The sequence below is a fragment of the Pantoea sp. NPDC088449 genome (assembly GCF_044753225.1).
GTDB classification, from domain to species: domain Bacteria; phylum Pseudomonadota; class Gammaproteobacteria; order Enterobacterales; family Enterobacteriaceae; genus Pantoea; species Pantoea floridensis.
This window is the reverse complement of record NZ_JBIVMT010000002.1, coordinates 246089-269739: the sequence shown is the minus strand read 5'-3', so window position 1 is coordinate 269739 and position 23651 is coordinate 246089. Positions and strand designations below refer to the sequence as shown.

The following is a 23651-nucleotide window of genomic DNA, read 5'->3' as shown; positions in this document are numbered from 1 at the left end:
AGGCAGCACTCTCCTCTGCCTTTAGCGTTGATTCTGCTTACTCATCCAGCGACCGCAAATGATCGGTTTTATTCAACGTCATCAGCGCCGGAATACTCACCGCAGCCGTCACGATAATATACCAGGCGGGAATATCCAGATTGCCTGTCTGCTTAATGAGTGAAGTGATAATCAGCCCAGCACATCCCGAGAAAATAGCGTTAGAGAGAGAATAAGCCAGGCCAAGTCCGGTGTAGCGTACGCGCGTGGGAAACATCTCCGCCAGCATTGCCGGTCCCGGTCCTGCCAGCAACCCGACAATTCCTCCTGCCAGTAATACCACCAATGCCTTGATTAACAGCGTTGCGGCATCGGCCTGCAGTAATTTAAGCAACGGCAAAGCCAGCACCAGCAATAGACAAGCAGCAATAACCATCACGCGGCGACGCCCTATTCTGTCGCTGAGGATCCCCGCCGGGAGGATGGTTGCCGCAAAGCCGACGTTAGATATCACCGCAATCAGCAGCGCCTGATTAAATCCGGTATGTAGTGATGATTGCAAATAGGTGGGCATAATCACCAAATAGGTATATCCCGCCGCCGACCAAACCATCACGCGGCTAATCGCCAGCAGGATGATCTTGAAAGTCGTGCCGAAGCTGGCCCGGACCGGTTGGGGCTGATGCGTTTTTTTCGCTTGCTGCTGGCGCACAAAGCTGGGTGTCTCTTCCATGCTGTACCGTAACCACAACGCCAGCGCCCCCATCGGTAATGCCAGGAAAAAAGGAATGCGCCAGCCCCAGTCGTGCATCTGTTCAGCACTTAACACGGCGGAAAGCAACGCCACAATGCCGGCTCCCGCCAGTAACCCCAATGCAACAGTGAATGATTGCCAGGCACCGTAACGTCCCCGCTGTCCTTTAGGGGCAAATTCAGTCATCAGTGAAACCGCGCCGCCATATTCCCCCCCGGCGAATAGGCCTTGCAGAATACGCAGCCCGGTGATGATCAGCGGCGCCGCCACACCAATGCTGGCATAGGTGGGAATCAAGCCGATCGCCGTCGTCGCTAACGTCATCATAATCAACACGAAAATCAGCGTGGGCTTGCGTCCCATCCTATCGCCCATGCGGCCAAAAAACACCGCGCCGAGAGGCCTAAAGAAAAAAGCGACCGCAAACGAGGCATAAGTGAGGATTAAACCCGTCAGCTCGGCTTCGCCCTGCAGGCGAAAGAAATTCTGCGCGATGACCGTGGCAAGAAAGCCATATACGGCAAATTCGTACCACTCAATAAAGTTGCCAACAGAACCCGCAATTAATGCGCGTTTCTGTGAATGCGTGGTCTTGTGTGGATTCTGCATGCTGCGTTCTCTGGTCGGATAGTGATTCAACAGGATGCGTCATGCGTCTGCGTGGTCAAGGACAACCGTTTATTTCTCCTGCTTCTGTGAATACGCTCAATGTGGCGAGCGGGCAAAGAAATGGCATGCCGTGCTGTTGAATTAATTTTAACCCGCATCCGCCGCTGCTACGCTTGTGCTTTTTGCTTCTCTCACGGCAACAAGCATACCGATCACCGCTGCGCCCGCCAGTCCCCACATCACCCATTGGAAACCTGCGGTCTCGCCGCCGGTTTGAAAGATCTGTGTTGCTAAGGCTAACCCTAACGCGCCGCCAAGATTATGTAGCGTCCACGAAATGCCAATTCCCTGCGCGTGGTAGGCCTCGGGCAAAGCAGCGAGTGCTGCTGCGACAGAAGGGCCGAGGATGGCCCCCCAACCTGCCCCCATCAGTATGAAGGCGAGAAAGAGAGGTAAGAGCGCTGAGCTGACGAGGCTCTGTAGCAGTGCGGAAACCGCCAGCAGGGCAAAACCTGCCGCCATCACCGGCCAGGGCGAAAACCGGTCAGCAACACGGCCTGCCAGTGGCGATACCAGCGCCATGATTAACGTCACCGGCAGCAGCATCAGGCCAAGTTGTGCATCACTCAAATGAAAGATTGCCATCAGGCGGAACGGCATCAGCATAAACGCCGAGCAGTAGAATATCGCCAGCAACACGGAGAGCAAACAGGCGGACACAAAGCTGCGAATACGCAATAGATGAAAGTCGATCATCGGTTGAATCGCGCGTTTTTCTAGCAGCACAAAAGCCAGCAACAGCAGCAGCGACGCCAGCAGCGTCACGAATGAAGTCCACGTTAACATCCCCCATTGCAGGACATGGCTGCACCACACCAGCAGTGGAGCTAACCCGGCAGTCATCAGCAGCCAGCCAGGTATATCCAGACGCGTTTCATTACGTCTGCGCGATGCCGCAATACAGCCGCTGCAAAAAAGAAAACTCAGCAGGATAAGCGGCACATTCAGCAGGAAAACCGCACGCCAGCCGAGCCAGTTTACCAGCACCCCGCCGGCTACCGGCCCCAACGCTAATCCAAGCCCGTTCGCGGCAAACAGCACGCCAAGGGCGCTGCCGCGTTTTGCCACGGGCATTGCCTCAACCAGAATAGTGGCACTGACGGTATACAGTACCGCGCAGCCCGCGCCCTGTAACAAGCGACAAAAGTGCAAGAACAGCAGGTTAGGGGCTAATCCCGCCCCTAGCGAAGCCGTGCCAAATAGCAGCATCCCGGCATAAAGCACCCGACGAGCCCCCATACGTTCAGCCAGACGGGCTGACATCACCATGCAGCAACACAGTGCCATCACAAACAGCGTCATTGCCCACTGCACATCCTCAATATCAGTCTGAAAATGTCGCTGCAGTGCGGGTAAAGCGGTGTTGACGATGGTGAAATCAATACAACCCAGAAAGCTGGCCAGACAAATGCCTGTTTGCATGCGGATCAATCTAGCGGGTGTAACAGAGTGAGAAGCTGACATGCGAAGGTCCTGAGGCGAAAACCTTATCCTGACACGATTTAAATTCGCCATTTACGCTATGTTTTCGTCATACTGGCGAATCTTTATCGTCAATTCCAGGTCGAAAAAAAATGGTCAATACCGATAGGCTGAACGGCATCCGTGCTTTTGTGCAGGCGGCCCAGGCGGGTGGATTCAGTCAGGCTGCAGAGCAACTCGGTTTATCGCGTTCCACCGTGGGAAAAGCAGTGGCCCGTCTGGAAGCACGCTTGCAGGTGAAATTATTTCAGCGCACCACTCGGTCCCTGTCGCTGACCAGTGAAGGTGAACAATTTTATCAGGATTGCCTGCAGATTTTGGCGAGTCTGGATGCGGCAGAGAATCGACTTACGGCGCATGCCAGCGAACCGACCGGCCAATTGCGGGTAGCTGCGCCGCCCTTGCTGGGTGAGAAATGGGTGATGCCCGTCTTATTGCCGCTGACGCGCCGCTGGCAAGGACTGTCTCTCGATGTGCGGCTCTCAACCAAACGCATCGATCTGGCAGCCGAAGGGGTTGATCTCGCGATACGTATCGGGGCACCCGGCCATCACGCGGATCTGACTGCTCGCCTGATTGGCCAGCAACCGTTGCTGTTATGCGCCGCGCCTTCCCTGATAACGACTGTTAATCCTCTGGATAAACCAGACGGTCTTATTGATTTTCCGCATCTAACGTTACTTGAAAACGGTCGATCGCAGCCGTGGCTACTGAAAAACGCTGAGGAGATGGTTTACTGGCAGCCAGACGATCGATTGCGCTTCAGTAGCATGAGTGCCGTTTATGCTGCGACTCTTGAAGGCTACGGCATTGCACAATTACCGCGCTGGCTGGTAAATGAGGATATCCAGAGTAGAAAACTGATTGAGATCCTGCCGCAAACGCGCAGCAACAGCCTGCCCATTTACGCCGTGTGGTTGAAAACCGCCGCGATGCCGCTGCGGCTAAGGTGTGCGATTGATGCGCTGAAACAGGCCTTTGCGCAACAGCCTTTGTAAATCACTCTTTAAGCCTTAGGCGCCCTCTCGCATACAAACCAGGCAGTACGCCGCTCTTTTTTCGACATGATGCGTGCGGAAATATTGCCAGGCATGCGCGGGTGAATAAAAGGACCCCATAAACACGCGATTATTATAGGCTGGCGCCCAGCGGCAGTGTTCACGGTGGAGACTACAGCAACCGTCGGCATCCTCCTGACTAAACACGTAAAAGTCGGTTACGGGTAATTTCATTTGCTACTCCACTTAAGGCATAAAAAATAGGAAAAATACCACGCTTAAAATCGCCTTTTGCGGAAACTCGCTTGCAAACGTTTTTAACACCGATTCAAAAAGATCCATCTATTAAAGATAGCCCGCGTAGCGTCTATTGTCTCTAATTAACGATAAACATAAATAAGCCGAACGGAATAACAATAAACCCAAGCCGTTAAATATATTAACTCATTTTGCCGACGCGCTTAACAGTACCACTATTTACTACACCCGATCGCTGTAACCCCTAAATTACCCTTTTATTTATGCGCAGGCAGCCACTAGGATATTTCTTAAAAGTAGAATATAAGTTCTGGCACAATTAAACTTAAGTAAACTTAAATTTAATCGCGCGGGAGGTTTTTATCATGGCCAGTTACACTATTCGCATTGAGTTGAAAGAGCCCACTGCCAGTATGCAGATCGAATTACTCTATGCGATGCTTGAAAATGGGTTCTCACGCAGTTTGGTATGTGAAAAGGGATATGCCTACGTATTACCGGTCAATGAATTTGTCTACGTAGGCACTGAAAACATAAGAAGTTTAACTGACAGAATAGTAAATTTAGTCAATGACTTTAGCGAAGATCCTGCGGTGCTGATTACGCAGTCCGCCGCGCGCTGCTGGTCAGGCCTGCGGGGGGTGAACCTTGCATAAACGACAGGATAAACGTCCTCTCACTGCGGTGATGACGTTTAACTTATGAGTTAGCTTTACTTAACACGCTCAGCTTACGGCAGTAAATATGTTTGTCTCTCTTCATCAAAGCGAAGCGTAATATGCCAAAAATTGGCTGCTTGAATGTTATCTCATAAATGTTAATTCAGATATTTTAAAACCGGAAATGGTATCACTCCCGGTTTTTACCAATAGGCGTCTTAACCCGTTAAGTCAGCCAGGATAAATACCGCGGTCCTTACGTGCCAGTAAAATACGTTCGCAGGCAACAATATAAGCGGCGGTACGCAGTGAACAGCGTTTTTCTGCGGCTTTGTCCCAAACATGAACCATCGCTTCGGTCATGATGCGATCCATACGCTTATTAATCTCGTCTTCGCTCCAGAAGAAACTCGCCATATCCTGCACCCACTCGAAGTAACTCACCGTTACCCCACCGGCATTACAGATTACGTCCGGCACTACCTGTACGCCACGGTTAGCCAGCACATCATCGGCATCCGGGTAGGTTGGGCCGTTCGCCCCTTCAAGCACCAGTTTTGCACTGATAATTTCCGCACGTTCGCGGGTAATCTGCCCTTCAAGCGCGGCCGGGATCAGAATATCCATGGCCGTGGTCCAGAACTGCTCTTTCTCGATTTCACGTGCGCCTGGGAAACCGGCAATCTGTTTATGCTCGGCCTGCCATGCACTTAGCGCAGTTAAATCGATCCCGCCCTCATTAAACAAGGTGGCGGTGTGGTCCTGAATCACCACCACGCGCGCACCTGCTTCGGCAAACAGACGGGCCGCTTCGCTGCCCACGTTACCAAAGCCCTGCAGCGCCACGCGCGCGCCTTCAATGGTAATGTTGGAGCGCTGCGCCACTTCCCGACCGGTAATAAATACGCCACGGCCGGTCGCTTTCTCACGACCTAACGAGCCGCCAAGATGGATCGGTTTACCGGTCACCACACCCGTAATGGTGGTGCCATGGTTCATCGAGTACGTGTCCATCATCCAGGCCATGACTTTGCCGTTGGTACCGACATCCGGCGCGGGAATATCTTTCTGTGGACCAATAATCAGACCAATTTCACTGGTGTAACGACGCGTTAATCGTTCCAACTCACCTTCAGACAGCGCATGGGGATCAACGCGAATGCCGCCTTTCGCCCCGCCATAAGGCAGGTTGACCGCCGCACACTTGATGGTCATCCAGGCAGAGAGCGCCATCACTTCGTTCAGGTCAACCGCGGGATGGTAACGCACGCCGCCTTTGCCTGGCCCGCGCGATAAGTTGTGCTGCACGCGATAGCCTTCAAAATGGCGGATGGATCCGTCATCCATTTGCACCGGGATATCAACAATCAATGCTCTTTTGGGATGACGCAGCGTTTCTATCCAGCGAGATAATTCACCAAGATAAGGCGCAACGCGGTCAATTTGGCTTAGGTAGGTAGTCCAGGGAGATGTACTGCTTTCAGACGCGTAAGATAACTTTTCCATGAGAAGCCTGTTTAATCAGAGTTATTTATATTGAAAAGACGTGGAAAGGTAATGCATTGCACTAGGCAGGGTTTAATTTAGCATCTTTAAAAAAAGAGAATAATGGCGAAAAAGAAAACATTAACGTTCCCAATGCAAATTCGCGTTTTTGAATGAATAAATAAGCAATGAAATAGCTCTGCATGAAACGCATATCTATGCAATACATATGCAATTAAGTGCATAAATTGGGATTTTTTCCCTATTTTTCAGTTCTTTGATGGTCATCAAAAAGTGAATAAAGTGTTATTTTATCGCATTGACTTTGTTAACTCAGGCAACCACGATGAGTGAAACTCAGTGGGAAATCTCGATCATGAATTAGGCTTTTATCAGTTTTGTTGTTCTTTCAACTAGTTAAACGTGCCTTTTTACAGGGGCCAAACAGATACGTTTAATTATGTCTTTACGGAAAGAATAAAACCCTTATTTGCCATTGATGCTTGCGGGCAGGCATCGCCATGCGTCTCTTCGCCAGACTGAAGGAATCATTGTGTCTAACAAACCGACTCAAGAGCAGCTTCAGCCTGCTCCGTCTAACGACGCCCCGCAAAAACTGCAGCGCGGACTAAGCGAACGCCATATTCAGATGATCGCGCTAGGAGGCTCCATCGGCACAGGACTGTTTATGGGAGCAGGCCGCAATATTGCGGTGGCCGGAACCTCAATTTTAATTATCTACGTGTTGGTGGGCTTCTTTAGCTATATGGTGATGCGGGCGATGGGAGAGCTACTGCTGACGCGGCTGGATTATCGATCGTTTGCCGATTTTGTCAGTGACTATCTCGGGCCGAAAGCCAGCTTCTATTTGGGTTGGTCCTATTGGCTAAGCTGGGTTGTGACCTGCATTGCCGACGTGGTGGTGTGCGGTGCCTATATGCAGTATTGGTTTCCGGAAATGTCGGCGTGGATACCGGCATTATTCACCCTTAGCATACTGTGTTTGTTTAACATGCTGTCGGTGAAAGCCTTTGGTGAAGCGGAGTTCTGGTTCGCGTTGATCAAAGTGATTACCATCATTGCGCTGATTTTAACCGGGGGATGGATGGTGTTTACCGGCTGGACCTCGCCTGACGGCGTCACCGCATCGGTACATAATCTGACCGATCCCGCCGTGTTTATGCCGCATGGCATCACCGGCTTTCTCGCGGGGTTTCAAATCGCTATTTTCTCTTATACCGGGATTGAGCTGCTAGGCACCATGACCGCGGAAACGCGCGATCCCGAGAAAATTCTGCCACGCGCCATCAATGCCTTGCCGCTGCGTATTGTGGTTTTTTACCTGCTCTCGATGATGGTCATTATTGCGGTCACTTCCTGGCAGAGCGTTTCGCCAGACACCAGCCCCTTTGTCACGCTCTTCGCGAAGGCCGGATTGCCCGCCGCAGCGGCGATCATTAATTTCGTGGCGCTCACTTCGGCGATGTCTTCCGCAAATAGCGGCGTCTACTCCAGTACCCGCATGTTGTATGGCTTGTCGATTGAGAAGCACGCGCACTGGCAATTTCGCATTCTTTCGCGCACCACGCGCATCCCGCTGCGCAGTCTGCTGTTCTCCTGTTTTTGTATGCTGAGCGGAACGTTGCTGCTGTTCCTTGTACCGAATGTCTCTACGCTCTTCACTATCGTTTCGACGCTGGCCGCCATTCTGGTGATCTATTGCTGGGGAATGATTCTGGTGTCCTATCTGGTATACCGCAGACAGCGCCCGGACCTGCATCAAAAATCAACATTCAAAATGCCCGGTGGCATTGTTATGGCCTGGGCCACGCTGATTTTCTTCCTGTTTTCGGTCGTAATCATGGTATTTGACCCCGACACACTCGCCGCCCTGGCGGTTTCGCCAACGTGGTTTATTGCGCTTTGGTTGATCTGGAAAATAAAAGAAAAGCGTGCCGGTGCGGAGAAGCGTGAATGGAATGCTAAATCTGCCTCTTCCTGAGGCAGATGTCTTAACCATAGCCAGATTTTGATGACGTTTCCCATTTCAACGCCTGGCTCATTTCCATCTCCAAACGAATAGCACCGCAGTTACTCAGCAGATTTTCCACTTTATTTTCAAAGTCGAGAAGCTGGTTACCCTCGATTTCGAGCATCATATAGGCAATCTCATGACGGCACTCTTCACCAAAGGTCTTTAACTTTTTTTCTTTCAGCAGCCACTGAACGAGCAACTCTTTTTTCTCGTCTTCTTTTTTTCCCCGCGCGCTGAATTTCAGGTAGCGAACCTGAAGCAGCAACTGATGATAAAAATAAGCAATGCTATCGAGTTGTTTTAGGTTCATGGCGCATCCTCGTTTATCAGTGCATAAAATGAGGAATCAGCCTGCATTCGCAGGCTGAGGGAGGAGATTTAAAGCGGTGCTGCCGGCGCGGCGGCCTGATCGTAACCGCCCCACACTGACTGATCGAACTCAATCATTGAGCCGGTCATCAAGCCAGACTCTTCGCTGGCGAGGAATGCCACCGCGCGCGCCACTTCTTCGGGTTGGATCAGACGACCAAACGGCTGAGACGCCGCGGCTTTCTCCAGCCAGTTATCTTCCGCGCTGTGATATTGCTTCATGATGCGATCTTCACCTTCCGATGCCATCCAGCCAATATTCAAACCATTGACCCGAATACGGTTACGTAACAGTGCATAAGCGGTATTGCGTGTCAGCGTGGCCAGCGCGCCCTTGGAAGAGCAATATGCGGCGATAAAAGGTTGCCCCGCCAGCGATGACATCGAACAGATATTCACGATGCTGCCAGCAATATTGTCACGGCGCATCAGCTTGATGGCCTCCTGCATCAGGAAGAACGGGCCACGGACGTTGGTGGCGAAGATACGGTCAAAAAGTTCTGGGTCGGTGTCCAGAATCGTCCCGCGATCGCTCATGCCACCCGCATTGACTAAAACATCGACGCGGCCATACAGCTTATCGGCGGTAGCGATGACGTTACGACAATCCTCTACGTTAGATAAATCTGCGCGCACGAAATCCACTTTGGTCTCGCTTTCACCGTTTAAGCGCTCGGCAACTTTGGCCCCTTTCTCCTGATTGCGGCCACAAATCACCACCGCGCTGGCGCCCAGCTGCGTAAACTGGCGTGCAATCGCTGCGCCCACGCCCTGTGTTCCTCCGGTAACCACTGCCACTTTACCTGTTAACTGGCTCATCATAGTGCTCCTGAAATGACTGAATAACCGGCTGCGTCGAGCGCAGAACGAAGTGTTTTATAACCAATATGCGCGTATTCCAGCGGCGGTGCTTTCGCCGGATCTTGTTCCGCTTCCACCACAAACCAGCCCTGATAGCCGATTTGCGCCAGCTTGTTAACGATGGCGTTAAAATCGATCATGCCGTCGCCGGGTACGGTATAAATCCCCTTCAGCACCGCATCGAGGAAAGAGTCACGGTTTCTATCGATTGCATGCAGCACCGACTCGCGCACGTCTTTGGTGTGCACGTGGATGATGCGGCTGCCGTGCTTTTCCAGAATCCGCAGCGGATCAACGCCTGCAAAGACAAGATGACCGGCGTCAAACAGCAGCCCAACGTCCGGCGTGGTGACGGCCATCAAGCGGTCAATATCATGTTCATCCTCAATGGCGGTTCCCATGTGATGATGAAAAGCCAGCGGCACACCGTAATCCCGGCAAAAGGCAGCAAATTGAATCAGCTTTTCGCCGTATTCGCGCATCTGTTCATCAGTGAGGCGACGACGCTGCACCAGCGGCACACGTTGCTGATTTTGGATGGTGCCGGCCGTTTCGCCATACACCAGGCACGCGGCGCCGCAATCGCGGAAAAGCGCCATTTGCGGCAGCGATTTTTTGATCTCCGCTTCCACGCTGTTGTCCAGCAAGGTGCCGGAATACCAGCCTGACACCAAATCCAGCTGAAACTCTTGCAGTAACGGTTTTAGCGCCTCGGAGGTTTTCGGAAATTTTCCGCCGGTTTCAACGCCCTGAAATCCCGCCTGATGACTCTCAGACAAGCAGGTGGTCAGCGGCGTATCCCCACCCAACTGCGGCAGGTCATCATTCGACCAGGCAATGGGCGCGATGCCCAGTTTTGCTTTTAACATCATGAACTCCCTGATTAAATGCCGACGCGCTGCGCCAGGCGGCCTTTGACGTGCTCTTCACGCGCTTTGTTGACGCTGTCACGCGCGCTGACTTCCGGCACCCCGACATCCCACCAGGCATCGCCCGGCGTCCAATCAAAAGGATGCGTCGCAATCGAGATGACCGTAGTGCGATCGTTGCCTTTGGCCCAGCTGATGGCTTCTTCAAGTTCATCCAGCGAAGAAACCTTGCGCGCCAGCGCCCCCATCGATTGCGCATGCGCGACGAAATCGACGTGAAACGGCTCTTGCACCCGGCAATCTTTCAGCAGGTTATTGAACGACGCGCCGCCCTTGGCATTCTGCAAGCGGTTGATCACCGCATAGCCGCCGTTATCACACACCAGCAGAATGAATTTGTGCCCCGAAAGGACGCTGGAGTAGATATCGGAATTCATCATCATGTAGGTGCCGTCGCCGATCATCACGAACACGTCGCGATCCTGCTCAGCCATCGCAACGCCCCATCCGGCGGAGAGCTCATAGCCCATACAGGAGAAGCCAAATTCACAGTCAAATGTGCCGGGGTTCTTCACCCGCCAGCCTTTCACCAGTTCACCCGGCAAGCCGCCCGCCGCGCTGATGATGTAATCCTCAGCCGCGGCAGCCGCATTCACTACGCCGATGACCTGCGCATAGGTAGGATCGCCTTCCGCTACCGTGCGCTCCTGACGCGCAGCGATCAGCTCGTTCCATTTGGCAAATTCCCGGCGCCCTTTCTCCAGCCAGCTGTCGGTTGCTTTCCAGTCGCCGAGCGCCGTATCGAGTTCGGTAATGCCTTCGCGGGCATCACACTCAAGCGGGATGGCGAAATGCTTGTGTGCATCAAAGCGCGCGGCATTGAGGGCGATAAATTGCGCGTTACGATCAAACACCGTCCACGAACCGGTAACGAAATCCATCAAGCGCGTGCCCACCGCAATCACTACGTCCGCTTCGGCGGCCAGCGCATTGGCTGACGTTGAACCGAGAATGCCAATCGGCCCGCAATGAATTGGATCGTCGTGGGTAAACGCGCCCTTGCCGGCGATGGTTTCCACCACCGGGATGCCATGCGCCTGGGCAAACTGCGCCAGTTCTGCTTCAGCCTGCGAGTAACGCACGCCGCCACCGGAAATAATCAGCGGGCGTTTGGCCTGTTTCAGGCATGCAACGGCGCGAGCCAGCAGCTGACGATCGGGACGTGGACGCGGCATCAGATGCAAACGCGGAGTAAAGAACTCTTCTGGGTAATCCCACGCCATCTCCTGCACGTCCTGGCATACGCCAATAAAGGCTGGGCCACAGTCGCCGGGATCGAGCAGGGTTGCCACGGCCTGTGGCAGAGAGGAGAGGATTTGTTCAGGATAGGTAATCCGATCCCAGTAGCGCGACACCGCTTTAAAGGCATCATTCACCGTTTGGGTCGGATCGTTGAAATGCTCGACCTGCTGCATCACCGGATCGGGATGACGACGGGCAAAGCTGTCACCGCAGATCATCAGCAGCGGCAAGCGGCTCGTATGGGCCACGCCCGCTGCGGTCAGCAGATTGGTGGTGCCAGGACCAATCGAGGCGGTAACCACCATGATTTGACGTCGTACCATCGCCTTAGCAAAACCCACGGCCGCAAATGCCATCGATTGCTCATTCTGTCCGCGCCAGGTCGGCAATACATCCTGCGCCGCTTCCAGCGCCTCGCCCAGGCAAGTGACATTGCCGTGACCAAAAATGCCATACACGCCCGGGAACAGCGGTACGCGCTTGCCATCCACTTCGGTAAACTGATTGCTCAGATAGCGAACTATCGCCTGAGCTGTCGTGCAACGAATCGTAGCCATATCCTCACTCACTCTTCAGAGATGCTGCTCGGCAGCATCGCGGTTCATCTCACAATTTAAATTGCCATAACGAAATATTAGCAATATAAGTTGCAACTTCAGGCGACAAAACTCCCGCTTAAAAGCAGGCGGGAGCCCGTTAATTCACATTATGCGCGGTTGCGTTTGCGCGGTGATTCAGCGCGTTTTTCACGTTCAGTAATGGTTTCAATGCGCGGCTGCGCCACTTCAGGCTGTAAAACCGCCGCCAGCGCCATAGCAATGCTTTGCGCCAGACACACCGGCGCGGCCAGCGAGCGTGAAAAGCTGTACTCCTCTTCCGGAATGTTGAACAGCACGCTGGCGCCTTTGGCTAAAGGCGATAACGGACCATCGGTAATCGCGATCACCGGAATGGCGCGTGCGCTGGCGTGGTCGGCAATGGCAATCACCTCTTTGGCGTAATGACGGAAGGCGATGGCGATCAACACGTCATTTTCGCGCATATGATTAGCCATTTCCGGCGCCAGTCCGCCGGCGGAATCCAGCAGGATGACCCGGCGATTCAGCATGGTCAGCAGGTAGCGTAGCAGTAACGCAATGGGCTCGGAGCGCAGCTGACCGGCGATGTAAATGGTTTCCGCTTCCTTCAGATACGTCGCGGTGGCATCAAGATCAGCCTCCGTTACGTTGCTCAGCAGCTCCTGCAATGTAGCGATATCCCGGATCACCAGACTTTGCAGAAAGCCAAGGCTGCCATTTTGCTCATTCTTGCGCAGATCATTTTCCAGCGCGGTGATGCGCTCGTTGTAACCCGGCGCCGCAGTGGCAAGGCGGGTTTGAAACACGCTCTGCATCTGTTTAAAACCGCTATAGCCAAACACCTGCGCAAAACGCACCAGCACCGAGGGATGCAGACCGCATTTAGCGGCAACAGCGTTAATCGACTCCAGCGCCACTGTGTTTGGGTTTTGTGTCACATAGCGGGCTGCCTGCTGGTGTCGCACCGACAACTGCGCATAGCGTTTGGTAATTTCATCCACAATTTGCTCGTAATTCTCATGAGGCAGCGTGGCTTGCATCTTCTCGATCTTACTCATCCATCATTCCTTTTTGGCGTAAAGCCCGTCTCGCCAGCACGCTACCGCAATAAAAATTGCAAGTAAAACTCTAATGCAATTAGTTCTAACCTATTCGTTTCCAACTGGGAAAAACTCAGCGTGATATTTGTGATTTGCTTCGAAAAATTCACTTTTAGTCTTAATGAAACACCTCAACCATCTGAAAAAGAAGAATATTACTACATGATATTCAACAACATTTTACGCTAAACCCTCAATTTCACCTCACACCAGTCATATCATTGCAATTTTTATTGCTCCGATCCTAACATTGCAACTATCAATGCTGATGAGGGATTATCACTCCCTTCTTTTCCCTCTCAGCCGACCGTTTCAGGTCAATTGTCTTTAGCCTGAAACCGCTACCGGAGGAACGGATCAACATGTATCAAAACTTTGGACAGTTTATTAATGGCGAATGGCTTAAAGGCAGCGGTAAAGAACCGGTGATCGTTACCGATCCCGGTAATGGAAAAACGCTGGGTGAAATAGCCGCCGCCTCTGCCGCTGACACCCAATCTGCGCTGGCAAGTGCAGCAGCGGCACTGGTCGAGTGGCGAACAACCCTGGGCTGGGCGCGGGCAGATTTACTGCAGGCGGTGGCAAAAGAGATGACGCTATTAGCGGCAGAAGCCGCGCAGATGATCTCGCAAGAGAGCGGTAAACCATTAGCACAGGCCAAACGTGAGTGGGAATTATCGACCGATCAATTTATCTGGTACGCCGAGGAGGCGCGTCGCATCTATGGTCGCATTGTAGAAAGCCGGGTGCCGGGCGGGCGCTGCGAAGTGTCACACGAACCGGTCGGTGTGGTGGCGGCTTTTACCGCGTGGAACTTTCCGGTGGTGCTAGTGGCACGCAAGCTCGCACCTGCGCTCGCCGCCGGCTGCACGATGGTGTTGCGTCCCTCCAGTGAAGTCCCTGGCTCCGCCATGATGATCTTTGAGTGTCTGCGCAAAGCGGGACTGCCGGCTGGCGTGGCCAATTTGGTTGTTGGGCCAACTGCCGCAACCTATGAACCGTTGATTGCGTCGCCCGTGGTGAAGAAAGTCTCACTAACCGGCTCAACGCAACTCGGCCAGCAGATGATTCGCGATTCAGCGGCCACCATCAAGCGCCTGAGCATGGAGTTAGGCGGCAACGCGCCGGTTATCGTCTTTGAAGATGCCGACCTGGAAAAAGCGCTCGACCTTTCCGTAGCCACCAAATTTGCCAACTGCGGCCAGGTTTGTGTCACCTGCGATCGCTTTTATGTACACCAAAGCCGCTACCACGACTTTGTGCAAGGTTTTGCCGAGCGCGCGAAAAAACTCCAGGTGGGTTACGGGCTGGATGAGGGAACGCAAATGGGCCCGCTGATCAACCCTCGACGTCTTAAAGCTATCGAAGCGATTGTGGCGGATGCACGCGATAAAGGGGCGCGCATCGTGACCGGCGGCGAGCGTATCGAATTAAACGGCGGTTATTTTTACGCCCCTACCGTGATAGCGGATGTTCCCGATGATGCGCTGGCGATCGCCGAAGAGAACTTTGGCCCTATCGCCGCCATCACCTCGTTTAGCGACAGCGACGATCTGTGGCGGCGCGTTAATAACTCTGACTTTGCCCTCTCCGCATACGCCTTTACCCACGATCCGGCCCGCATCCGTGAAACCGTTGCGCGCCTCGAAGCCGGTATGGTCGGTATCAACAGTTATGCGCTGGCCGCTGCCGAAGTGCCGTTTGGCGGCGTGAAAGCCAGCGGCATGGGCCGTGAAGGCGGAAGTGAAGGTATTCACGACTATATGAACGTCAAACTCGCGCAAATCGTGCTGTAAGGAATGCATTGATGAAGCTGAATAATATCAAAGCACGCTGGAATGAAGGACAAACCGTACTTAATGGCTGGCTTAGCATCGCCAACGCCTTCACCGCTGAGATCATGGCTGAGCAGGGTTACGACGCGCTGACTATCGATTTGCAGCACGGTTTTGTCGGCTATGAGCAGGCAACGCATATGCTCCAGGCGATGCGCGCCAGCGGCGTTGCCCCCATGGTGCGCGTGCCCTGGCTAGAGCCGGGCATCATCATGAAGTCACTCGATGCCGGTGCGTGGGGCATTATTTGTCCCATGATCAGTACCGCCGAACAAGCGCAGGCGCTGGTCTCCTGCGTACGCTATCCGCCCCATGGCAGCCGCAGCTTTGGTCCAACGCGCGTGACGTTCTCTGCCGGTCAGGATTACGGCCAGCATGCCGACGATCACGTGGTGTGTTTCGCAATGATTGAAACCGCAGAAGCCTTTGAAAATATCGAAGCGATTGTCGCCACGCCCGGTCTCGATGGCGTCTATATCGGCCCGGCCGACCTGACGCTGGGCCTCACCGGGAGAAAATATCGCACTGGCTTTGATCGCACTGAAGCGGAAATTGTCGATGCAATTAAACATATTCTCGCCACCGCCCATCGCGCCGGGAAGAAAGCCGGTTTGCACAATGGTTCTGCCGCTTATGCGGCCAACGCGGCGCAATGGGGCTTCGATTTAGTCACCCTTTCCAATGATGTCCAGCTGTTGCGTGGTGCAGCAGCCAGCAGCGTGCAGCAGTTCCGCGAACTTAACGGTAACGGCGTAACAGCACCATCAACCCAGGCGGGGGGTTACTAACATGCCAAACATTCTGGTTGCCGGAAAAATTCATCAGGCTGGGATCGATATTCTCAATAGCGCGCCAGGTTTCACGGTGCAGTTGGTGCACGACGTTAGCGTGGAAAGTTATGCCCCTTTTATGGCTGAGGCGGATGCGCTGTTAATCCGCACGCAACCGCTCACGGCAAAAGAGATCGTTGCCGCAAAAAATCTGCGCGTGGTGTCACGTCACGGTGTGGGTTATGACTCGGTTGATGTTGCCGCCCTCACCGAACGCAACATTCCGCTGACCATTGTCGGCAATGTGAATTCGCTTTCCGTGGCGGAGCACACCATGTCCATGCTGCTGGCTTTGGCAAAACGCCTCTGCTATTTCGATAACAGTATTCGTGAAGGGGAATGGAATCGTCGCAACAGTTTTTCTGCGGTTGAGGTGGCTGGCAGAACCTTATTCATCCTCGGTTTTGGTCGTATCGGCCGCGAAGTGGCGCGGCTGGCGAAAAGCTTCCGCATGAAAGTCATCGCTTACGATCCTTTCCTGCCCGATAACGCTTTTGAAGAAAGCGGCGTAGCCCGCATAGCTGCCATCAATGACGGTTTGCAGCTGGCAGATGCGATCACCATTCATCTGCCGTTGAGCGGCGAAAAACCGTTGATTGGCGCAGAAGAACTGGCACTGATGAAACGTCACGCCATTTTGATCAATACCGCACGCGGCGGCATTGTCGATGAAGAGGCGCTGGCAACCGCCCTGCAAAACGATGCGCTGGGCGGCGCAGGTCTGGATGTGTTACAGCAGGAGCCACCCGCCCTGCACACTGCGCTGCTAGCCCAGCGCGATAAATTAATCCTCAGTCCCCATTCGGCGGGGCTCACCGAAGAAGCGGCGATGCGCATGTCGGTCTCCGCCGCCACTAATATCGTTGACTATTTCACTGGCCAGCTCGATACGGATCTGGTGGTCAATAAGCAGGTTCTGGCGCTTAACGACCTGATGAGCCAATTACCCTGATAACAATAAAACTCGACCCGGAGAACATCATGCTCAAAATCGCCATCCTCGGCGCTGGCCGTATTGGCCAGGTCCATGCCGCCAACGTGGCACGCCACAAAGACGCGCAGCTGGTTATGGTTGCCGATCCCTTTATCGAAAATGCTAATGCATTGACAGCCCTGTGGGGCGGTCGCGCGGTGCAAGATCCGCTTGAGGCGATTCACGATCCTGCTGTTGACGCCGTGGTGATTGGTACACCTACCGATACCCACGTCGAACTGATGCTCGCCGCAGCCAATGCAGGCAAAGCCGTGCTGTGCGAAAAGCCGGTGGATCTTGATATCCACAAAGCGCTGGCGGCCGAAAAAGCGCTGGGCGAGAAGGCCAGCAGAGTAATGCTGGGTTTCAACCGTCGCTTCGATCCCGGCTTTAACGAAATTCATCAGCGTATCGCTCAGGGAGATATTGGCGACCTGCATCAGGTGGTGATCACCAGCCGCGATCCGGGTCTGGCACCACTGAATTATCTCAAGCATTCCGGCGGTATCTTCCGCGATATGGTGATCCATGATTTTGACCTCGCGCGCTGGATTTTGGGCGAGGAACCGGTAGAGGTGTTTGCCACCGGCAGCCGCCTGTTTGAGCCTTCGCTGGAAGCGTTAGGGGATTACGACACCGTGATGGTGCAGCTGCGTACGGCTTCGGGTAAACAGTGCCAGATTAACTGCAGCCGTCAGGCGGTATATGGCTACGATCAGCGCCTGGAGGCATTTGGTTCTGGCGGCATGATGATCAATGACAACCACCGTGAGACCACGGTGCGCCATTTTGGCGCGCAGCACACCGAAGTGCGCGGTCCGCTGCTGGACTTCTTCATGCAGCGTTATACCGATGCGTATCGGCTGGAAATCGACGCCTTTATTCAGGCCATCAGCAAGGGTACCGCGCTGCCTGTCACTATTCATGATGGCTGCCAGGCGCTACGCCTTGCCGATGCTGCGCAGCTCTCCGCCGATACCCAGGCCGTGGTGAAACTGAATTAAGGACATTGTGATGCGAAAATTAGGTATTGGCCTTATTGGCACCGGCTTCATGGGCAAATCTCACGCTATGGCCTGGCGCGCGGCAGCCAACTTTTCAGGCGAGGTGCAGCCGGTGTTGGTGTGCGTCGCGGACATTGACGGTGAAGCTGCCCGCCGTACCCAACAGCAGTATGGCTTTCAACGTTCAACCAATAACTGGCAGGAGTTGATTGACGATCCTGAAATCGATGTCATTTCAATCACCTCACCCAATCGCTTTCACGCCGAGCAGTCGCTAGCGGCAATTGCGGCGGGCAAACATGTGCACTGCGAAAAACCGCTGGCACCGGATAGCCAAACCGCAGAACGCATGGTGCTGGCCGCCAAAGCAGCAGGCGTGGTCACCCAGGTTGGCTTTAATTACGTTAAAAATCCGCTGCTGAAGCTGGCGCAAAAGATGATAGCCGAAGGCGATCTGGGTGATATCACTGGTTTTCGCGGTATTCATGCCGAAGACTTTATGGCCAATCCAGAGATCCCCTGGTCATGGCGACTGGATCCCTCAGGCGGCGCCGGTGCTGTGGCCGACCTGGGCAGCCATATTCTTGGCATGGCGCGCTTTCTGCTTGGTCCCATTTCGTCACTGTTTGCCGATTTGGAAACCGTGATTAAAACACGCCCGGAAAGTGCCGGTGCCGCAAATACCAAAGCCGTTGAAGTGGATGATATCGCTCGTCTTACGGTGAAGTTTGCGCGCGGTTGCAGCGGGCATGTTGAAGCTAACTGGGTGGCTTCAGGCCATAAAATGCAGCTGGGCTTTGAAATTACCGGTTCTAAAGGCGCGCTGATTTTTAATCAGGAGCGTTTCAACGAACTGCAATATTTCCAGTTCACTCAACATGAAGCGACCAACGGTTTTAAAACGCTGGTGGCCGGACCCGAGCATTATCCTTATGCCTTATTCTGCCCGGCTCCGGGACATCAGCTTGGATTTAACGATTTAAAAACTATCGAAATGCTGGAATTTATTCAATCAATCAATGAAGGGAAATCTATTGGCCCCGATTTTACTGAAGCATATGAAATTCAGAAGTTGGTCGATGCTGCCGTCGCCTCTTCACGTGAAAAAAGTTGGATAACGATCTAAAACATCAGGTCGTAAGGCAGGGATGCCGCTCTGTAATTTCTATTATCAGCCGTTCCAGATCGTGCACGACATAAAAGTGCTGTAAATAAACCCTACGCAAGTGAAGTTAATAATAAAAAACCCGACATCAGACTGGTTCTGAGATTAATCATAAATGTGGAATGCTATTATGAAAAAAATCATCTTACTCTGTCTTACCTTACTTTCGCTAAGCCCTGCTGTTAATGCCGTACAGGTTGGCGTAAGTATCGCCCAAATGGATGACGTATTTCTCTCACGCCTGAGAGGATATATTATCGAGCAGGCGAAAACGCATCCTGATATGAAAATTCAATTTGAGGACGCTCAGGGCGCCGTAGATAAACAACTTAGCCAGGTGCAAAGTTTTATTAACGGTAAAGTCGACGTCATCATTGTTAATCCGGTTGATACCCAGGGAACCAAGAATATGGCTGACGCGGCACGCGCCGCCAAAGTACCCTTGATATTTCTTAACCGTATGCCTTCAGACGCCAAAATGGGCGATGGCGTGAGCTATATCGGCAGCGATGAAATTGAAGCGGGACGTTTGCAGATGCAGTATCTGGCAGATTTGGTTAAAGATCGCAAAAGCGTTAATGTCGCCATCATGAAAGGTTTATTAAGTAATGATGCCACCCGCTTCAGAACGCAAGGCGCGAAAGAGATTATTGCCAAACATCCTAATATGCATGTGATTGTTGAAGACACAGCGAAATGGATGCGTGAAGACGGCATGAATCTCATGAATAACTGGATTCTGTCGGGCGACAAAATTGATATCCTTTCCGCTAACGCGGACGAAATGGCTATTGGTGCCGCCATGGCCATTAAAAGTAACGGCATTAAAATTGGCAAAGATATTTTAGTTGGCGGCACCGACGGCGGCCCGAATGGTTTACAGGCGATAAAAACCGGTTTACTCACTGTCACCGTATTCCAGGATGCGAAATCACAAGCCTATGGCGCCGTGGATATGGCAGAAAAAGCCGCCAAAGGTGAAAAAATCCAGGATGTTAATTTTATTCCTTTCCAGTTGGTCACACCGCAAAACTACCAGAAGTTTATGACTAATTAACTTTCGCTTTCTTCTGTGTCTGTTGTTTGCACCTGTGAAGGCAGCAGGTGCTTTTTTTTAATTCGGAGAAGTTATGAAAACGATTAAAGGCCCCGCGGTATTTCTGGCGCAGTTCGCTGGCGACGATGCGCCTTTTAATTCTTTAGCTGGCATGGCGGGTTGGGCGGCGGAAAAAGGATTTAAGGGCGTAGAAATCCCCAGTTGGGACTCTCGTCTGATTGACCTGCGCAAAGCCGCTGAAAGCCAGACCTATGCTGATGAAATTCTTGGCGTACTGGCTGAGCACGAGCTAGCGCTGACCGATTTAGCCAGCCACTTGCAGGGCCAGCTGGTCGCACTGCATCCGGCTTTCGATTTACCCGCCGATAGCTTCGCCCCTGAAAGCGTGCGTAATGATCCGCACGTGCGCCAGCAGTGGGCCACTGAGCAGCTTTACCTGGCAGCACGCGCATCACGCCGCTTAGGCCTGACGAAGCATGTCACTTTCTCTGGCACCCTGCTGTGGCCCTATCTCTATCCCTATCCGCAGTGGCCAGAAGGCCTGATTGATGAGGGCTTCAGCGAGCTGGCGCGGCGCTGGATACCGATTCTCAATGCTTTCGATGAACAGGGAATCGATCTCTGCTATGAGATCCATCCTACGGAAGATCTGCATGACGGCGTGACCTTCGAGCGTTTCCTGGAAAAAACCCACAACCATCCACGCTGCAACATCATGTATGACCCCAGCCATCTGGTATTACAGGGCATTGATTACCTGAGCTATATCGATCACTACCACCAGCACATCAAGGCTTTCCATGTCAAAGATGCCGAGTTCAGGCCGAATGGCAAAACCGGTGCGTACGGCGGCTATCAACCCTGGACCAGCCGGGCAGGACGCTTCCGCTCACCTGGTGACGGCCAAACTGATTTTGGCGGGATTTTCTCGAAGTTAACCGGTTATGGCTTCGAGGGTTGGGCGGTGCTGGAGTGGGAGTGCTGCTTTAAGAATCCGGAAGATGGCGCACGTGAAGGCGCGCAGTTCATCAGCGACCACATTATTCGCGTCACCGATAAATCGTTTGATGATTTTTGTAAGTCCTACGCCGATCGGTCACTTAACCGCAAAATTTTGGGTATTACAGGAGCGAAAGATGAATAGATCACCTTTGAATGGACGTCGTATCCGATTAGGCATGGTCGGCGGTGGCGAGGGTGCCTACATTGGCGGTATTCACCGTTTTGCAGCGCGTCTTGACGATCAATATGAACTGGTAGCGGGCGCGTTTGACGTTGACGCCGAGCGCGGGCACCGCTTTGCCACGCAAAACTATATCGCCCCTGAGCGTTCTTATAGCGATTACGCCACCATGGTGCAGTTTGAGGCGGCGCGCGCAGACGGTATTGATGTTGTCGCCATTTGTACGCCTAACTTCACCCACTTCCCCATCGCCAAGGCCTTTCTTGAAGCCGGCATCGATGTGATCTGTGAAAAACCGCTCACTACCACGTTGCAGGATGCCGAAGCGCTGGCCGAAGTGGTGAGCCAGACCGGCCGTTTTCTTGGCGTGACCTACACCTATTCCGGCTATCCGCTGATCGTGGAAGCCCGCGCGCGCGTCCAGGGCGGGCTGATTGGCAAGGTGCGGACCGTGCAGGTGGAGTATCCGCTGGAGTGGATGGCGACCGGCGTCGAGCTGAAAAATAACCAGCAGGCAGCATGGCGCGTCGATCCACAAAAGAATGGACGCGGCGGCTCGATTGGCGATATTGGCACCCATGCCTATCATCTCGCCGGTTATGTAACCGGATTGAAAGCGGAGAGCGTGGCCGCTGACTTAGCCACCTTTGTGGAAGGGCGAGCGCTGGACGATAACGCCCATGTGCTGATTCGCTATGAGGGCGGCGCGCGCGGCATGTTGTGGTCATCGCAGGTTGCCATAGGCTGTTCAAATGCGCTGCGGCTGCGAGTTTACGGCGAAACCGGTAGCCTGACCTGGGCGCAAGAGCAGCCGAACGAACTGATTTACACCTCATTGGAAGGCTATACCCAGATTATTAAACGGGGGCGTGACGATCTGGATGCGATAACCCGGGCGCGCACTCGCACACCGCCAGGCCACCCTGAAGGCTATATCGAAGCCTTTACCAATCTGTACAGCGGCTTTGCTGCGGCACTGCGCGCGCGCGACGAACAGCGCGCGGTTTCTGGCATTGGCGCACTTATCCCGCAAATCCATGATGGCCTAAAGGGGGTAGCCTTTGTCGATGCAGTGGTCGATAGCCATCAACAGGGTACGGTGTGGAAACAGCCGAAATATCGCTGATGCCAACAGAAGCCTGACGCCGTCAGGCTTCGTTAGGTATACATGTTGTAGCGCATGATGATATTGATGCGTGAATAGGTTGCGTTGCTACGCGTTTCAGGTAAAAACCCGTGGAATTCCAGCAGTGTTTTAAATGAGTGCTGCGCATCCAGTTGCAGATTATGCTCAATCAGCGCGTCGATTTTACCCGCCTGCATCAACGCGCGATTTTCCCGATCCAGGTCGTGCCCAACAAACACCTTCGGCTGAATGTTGCGTTCTTCTAATGCGCGCAAAATGCCGGCATTTCCGCCACCCACGGTGTAAACCGCATCAATCTGGGGATTATCCTGCAGGAAGGTTTGCAGGGTTTGGTACATCAGATGGTCTATGCCCGATCCACCGGCGACGATTTTTATCTGATGTTGGGGGGAAAAGGATTTCATTCCCTCCTGAAAACCGCGGATGCGATCCTGTTCCCCAACAAACGCTTTATTGCCGGTGATGGCGGCAATCGTGCCCGGTTCGTTACCCAACCATTTTGCCATCAGGAAGGCTGCCGACTGTCCCGCGCTGACGTTATCCATGCCAATGTAACGCAGCCGATGGCTACCCGTGATATCCGTAACCACCGTAACAACCGGAATGCGCTGCTTAATCAGATTGTTAATAACCGGCACCAGCTGGCTTGAATTCATCGCCTTCAGGATAATGCCATGGGTGCTCAGCGAGCACTTTTTCAACAATCGTTCCACTTCCTCCACCGTCATCTCTTCACTGCAATGGAATCTAAGCTGGATGCGGAAAGAGGCGAAACTGGATATCTGGCTACTAAAGGCTTCTTTTACCAACTCACTGAAACGCTCTGGCGTGTGCATGATGACATCGAAGTAAATTGTCCGCCCTTGCGCCAGGCTGCTTTTTTGCTGCAACTCCAAATCGGCTAATGCTTGCTGAATTCGATGCTGCGTTTGCGGATGTACCCGGCCGCGGTTATGCAACGCACGATCGATGGTGGCGAGGCTTAATCCGGACTGGGCTGAAATCTGTTTTTGCGTAAATTTTGGCATAGGTCACATGATGTAGGAGTGAGGTGTTTTT

General features: G+C 53.2%; 20 protein-coding genes. 11 read left to right on the top strand and 9 right to left on the bottom strand.

The annotated features are described in order from the left end of the window. Positions 1 to 37: 37 nt before the first annotated feature. Both ACIP6T_RS12500 and ACIP6T_RS12495 read right to left on the bottom strand, forming a co-directional pair. On the bottom strand, positions 38 to 1342 hold the full coding sequence (locus ACIP6T_RS12500) for an MFS transporter (RefSeq protein WP_097098118.1): 1305 nt from the start codon (positions 1340 to 1342) through the stop codon (positions 38 to 40). 147 nt (positions 1343 to 1489) lie between these two features. Further along, complete coding sequence (locus tag ACIP6T_RS12495) at positions 1490 to 2824, bottom strand: MFS transporter (protein ID WP_400457450.1); 1335 nt, start codon at positions 2822 to 2824, stop codon at positions 1490 to 1492. Between the two features lie 152 nt (positions 2825 to 2976). Here ACIP6T_RS12495 and ACIP6T_RS12490 point away from each other — a divergent pair, with 152 nt between their 5' ends. Further along, positions 2977 to 3882, top strand: a complete 906-nt coding sequence (locus ACIP6T_RS12490) for a LysR family transcriptional regulator (RefSeq protein ID WP_345830438.1) — start codon at positions 2977 to 2979, stop codon at positions 3880 to 3882. 623 nt (positions 3883 to 4505) lie between these two features. Beyond that, the gene (locus ACIP6T_RS12485) at positions 4506 to 4796 is read left to right on the top strand and encodes a hypothetical protein (RefSeq protein WP_097098122.1); all 291 of its coding nucleotides are present in this window, start codon (positions 4506 to 4508) and stop codon (positions 4794 to 4796) included. 234 nt (positions 4797 to 5030) lie between these two features. On the opposite strand, the gene ACIP6T_RS12480 is transcribed toward ACIP6T_RS12485, so the two are convergent. Further along, on the bottom strand, positions 5031 to 6305 hold the full coding sequence (locus ACIP6T_RS12480) for a Glu/Leu/Phe/Val dehydrogenase (protein WP_097098123.1): 1275 nt from the start codon (positions 6303 to 6305) through the stop codon (positions 5031 to 5033). A 532-nt stretch (positions 6306 to 6837) separates the two neighbouring features. Here ACIP6T_RS12480 and ACIP6T_RS12475 point away from each other — a divergent pair. After that, a complete protein-coding gene (locus tag ACIP6T_RS12475) occupies positions 6838 to 8286 on the top strand; it encodes an amino acid permease (RefSeq protein ID WP_400457446.1) in 1449 nt (482 codons plus the stop codon). Positions 8287 to 8296: 10 nt separating this feature from the next. On the opposite strand, the gene ACIP6T_RS12470 is transcribed toward ACIP6T_RS12475, so the two are convergent. From ACIP6T_RS12470 to ACIP6T_RS12450, 5 genes are all read right to left on the bottom strand, one after another. Then, positions 8297 to 8629, bottom strand: coding sequence for a hypothetical protein (locus tag ACIP6T_RS12470; RefSeq protein WP_097098125.1), 333 nt, complete (start codon positions 8627 to 8629; stop codon positions 8297 to 8299). 68 nt (positions 8630 to 8697) lie between these two features. Next, positions 8698 to 9507 carry an SDR family oxidoreductase gene (locus tag ACIP6T_RS12465; RefSeq protein WP_400457442.1) on the bottom strand — a complete coding sequence of 270 codons (810 nt, stop codon included), beginning with the start codon at positions 9505 to 9507 and terminating at the stop codon, positions 8698 to 8700. After that, complete coding sequence (gene iolE / locus ACIP6T_RS12460) at positions 9507 to 10418, bottom strand: myo-inosose-2 dehydratase (RefSeq protein ID WP_320204539.1); 912 nt, start codon at positions 10416 to 10418, stop codon at positions 9507 to 9509. Before iolE ends, ACIP6T_RS12465 begins: the two co-directional genes overlap by 1 nt. 14 nt (positions 10419 to 10432) lie before the next feature. Further along, a complete protein-coding gene (iolD, locus tag ACIP6T_RS12455; RefSeq protein ID WP_400457440.1) occupies positions 10433 to 12277 on the bottom strand; it encodes a 3D-(3,5/4)-trihydroxycyclohexane-1,2-dione acylhydrolase (decyclizing) in 1845 nt (614 codons plus the stop codon). Positions 12278 to 12426: 149 nt separating this feature from the next. Beyond that, the gene (locus ACIP6T_RS12450; RefSeq protein WP_097098129.1) at positions 12427 to 13356 is read right to left on the bottom strand and encodes a MurR/RpiR family transcriptional regulator; all 930 of its coding nucleotides are present in this window, start codon (positions 13354 to 13356) and stop codon (positions 12427 to 12429) included. Positions 13357 to 13760: 404 nt separating this feature from the next. On the opposite strand from ACIP6T_RS12450, the gene ACIP6T_RS12445 reads away from it, so the two are divergent. The 8 genes from ACIP6T_RS12445 (at position 13761) to ACIP6T_RS12410 (ending at position 22571) form a co-directional block, all read left to right on the top strand. Continuing rightward, complete coding sequence (locus tag ACIP6T_RS12445; RefSeq protein WP_400457437.1) at positions 13761 to 15194, top strand: NAD-dependent succinate-semialdehyde dehydrogenase; 1434 nt, start codon at positions 13761 to 13763, stop codon at positions 15192 to 15194. 11 nt (positions 15195 to 15205) lie between these two features. After that, positions 15206 to 16021 carry an HpcH/HpaI aldolase/citrate lyase family protein gene (locus ACIP6T_RS12440; protein WP_097098131.1) on the top strand — a complete coding sequence of 272 codons (816 nt, stop codon included), beginning with the start codon at positions 15206 to 15208 and terminating at the stop codon, positions 16019 to 16021. A 1-nt stretch (position 16022) separates the two neighbouring features. Beyond that, complete coding sequence (locus ACIP6T_RS12435; RefSeq protein ID WP_400457435.1) at positions 16023 to 17015, top strand: hydroxyacid dehydrogenase; 993 nt, start codon at positions 16023 to 16025, stop codon at positions 17013 to 17015. A 29-nt stretch (positions 17016 to 17044) separates the two neighbouring features. After that, complete coding sequence (iolG, locus tag ACIP6T_RS12430) at positions 17045 to 18040, top strand: inositol 2-dehydrogenase (RefSeq protein WP_345830429.1); 996 nt, start codon at positions 17045 to 17047, stop codon at positions 18038 to 18040. 10 nt (positions 18041 to 18050) lie between these two features. Next, the gene (locus ACIP6T_RS12425) at positions 18051 to 19166 is read left to right on the top strand and encodes a Gfo/Idh/MocA family protein (protein ID WP_400457432.1); all 1116 of its coding nucleotides are present in this window, start codon (positions 18051 to 18053) and stop codon (positions 19164 to 19166) included. A 169-nt stretch (positions 19167 to 19335) separates the two neighbouring features. After that, positions 19336 to 20262 carry a substrate-binding domain-containing protein gene (locus ACIP6T_RS12420; RefSeq protein ID WP_097098135.1) on the top strand — a complete coding sequence of 309 codons (927 nt, stop codon included), beginning with the start codon at positions 19336 to 19338 and terminating at the stop codon, positions 20260 to 20262. A 73-nt stretch (positions 20263 to 20335) separates the two neighbouring features. Beyond that, positions 20336 to 21406, top strand: a complete 1071-nt coding sequence (locus tag ACIP6T_RS12415; protein ID WP_097098136.1) for a sugar phosphate isomerase/epimerase — start codon at positions 20336 to 20338, stop codon at positions 21404 to 21406. Further along, positions 21399 to 22571: a Gfo/Idh/MocA family protein gene (locus ACIP6T_RS12410; protein WP_400457429.1), complete on the top strand. Its 1173-nt coding sequence runs from the start codon at positions 21399 to 21401 to the stop codon at positions 22569 to 22571. Before ACIP6T_RS12415 ends, ACIP6T_RS12410 begins: the two co-directional genes overlap by 8 nt. Before the next feature lie 32 nt (positions 22572 to 22603). On the opposite strand, the gene ACIP6T_RS12405 is transcribed toward ACIP6T_RS12410, so the two are convergent. Then, positions 22604 to 23620, bottom strand: a complete 1017-nt coding sequence (locus ACIP6T_RS12405; protein ID WP_345830423.1) for a substrate-binding domain-containing protein — start codon at positions 23618 to 23620, stop codon at positions 22604 to 22606. Positions 23621 to 23651 lie beyond the last annotated feature (31 nt).

Bases quoted from the DNA above. Each gene is read 5' to 3' on its own strand.
- ACIP6T_RS12440 (WP_097098131.1), top strand. From the start codon at position 15,206: ATGAAGCTGAATAATATCAAAGCACGCTGGAATGAAGGACAAACCGTA.
- ACIP6T_RS12445 (WP_400457437.1), top strand. From the start codon at position 13,761: ATGTATCAAAACTTTGGACAGTTTATTAATGGCGAATGGCTTAAAGGC.
- ACIP6T_RS12500 (WP_097098118.1), bottom strand. From the start codon at position 1,342: ATGCAGAATCCACACAAGACCACGCATTCACAGAAACGCGCATTAATT.
- ACIP6T_RS12410 (WP_400457429.1), top strand. From the start codon at position 21,399: ATGAATAGATCACCTTTGAATGGACGTCGTATCCGATTAGGCATGGTC.
- iolG (WP_345830429.1), top strand. From the start codon at position 17,045: ATGCTCAAAATCGCCATCCTCGGCGCTGGCCGTATTGGCCAGGTCCAT.
- ACIP6T_RS12470 (WP_097098125.1), bottom strand. From the start codon at position 8,629: ATGAACCTAAAACAACTCGATAGCATTGCTTATTTTTATCATCAGTTG.
- ACIP6T_RS12425 (WP_400457432.1), top strand. From the start codon at position 18,051: ATGCGAAAATTAGGTATTGGCCTTATTGGCACCGGCTTCATGGGCAAA.
- ACIP6T_RS12465 (WP_400457442.1), bottom strand. From the start codon at position 9,507: ATGAGCCAGTTAACAGGTAAAGTGGCAGTGGTTACCGGAGGAACACAG.
- ACIP6T_RS12405 (WP_345830423.1), bottom strand. From the start codon at position 23,620: ATGCCAAAATTTACGCAAAAACAGATTTCAGCCCAGTCCGGATTAAGC.
- iolE (WP_320204539.1), bottom strand. From the start codon at position 10,418: ATGTTAAAAGCAAAACTGGGCATCGCGCCCATTGCCTGGTCGAATGAT.
- ACIP6T_RS12450 (WP_097098129.1), bottom strand. From the start codon at position 13,356: ATGAGTAAGATCGAGAAGATGCAAGCCACGCTGCCTCATGAGAATTAC.
- ACIP6T_RS12415 (WP_097098136.1), top strand. From the start codon at position 20,336: ATGAAAACGATTAAAGGCCCCGCGGTATTTCTGGCGCAGTTCGCTGGC.
- ACIP6T_RS12480 (WP_097098123.1), bottom strand. From the start codon at position 6,305: ATGGAAAAGTTATCTTACGCGTCTGAAAGCAGTACATCTCCCTGGACT.
- iolD (WP_400457440.1), bottom strand. From the start codon at position 12,277: ATGGCTACGATTCGTTGCACGACAGCTCAGGCGATAGTTCGCTATCTG.
- ACIP6T_RS12490 (WP_345830438.1), top strand. From the start codon at position 2,977: ATGGTCAATACCGATAGGCTGAACGGCATCCGTGCTTTTGTGCAGGCG.
- ACIP6T_RS12420 (WP_097098135.1), top strand. From the start codon at position 19,336: ATGAAAAAAATCATCTTACTCTGTCTTACCTTACTTTCGCTAAGCCCT.
- ACIP6T_RS12495 (WP_400457450.1), bottom strand. From the start codon at position 2,824: ATGCAAACAGGCATTTGTCTGGCCAGCTTTCTGGGTTGTATTGATTTC.
- ACIP6T_RS12435 (WP_400457435.1), top strand. From the start codon at position 16,023: ATGCCAAACATTCTGGTTGCCGGAAAAATTCATCAGGCTGGGATCGAT.
- ACIP6T_RS12485 (WP_097098122.1), top strand. From the start codon at position 4,506: ATGGCCAGTTACACTATTCGCATTGAGTTGAAAGAGCCCACTGCCAGT.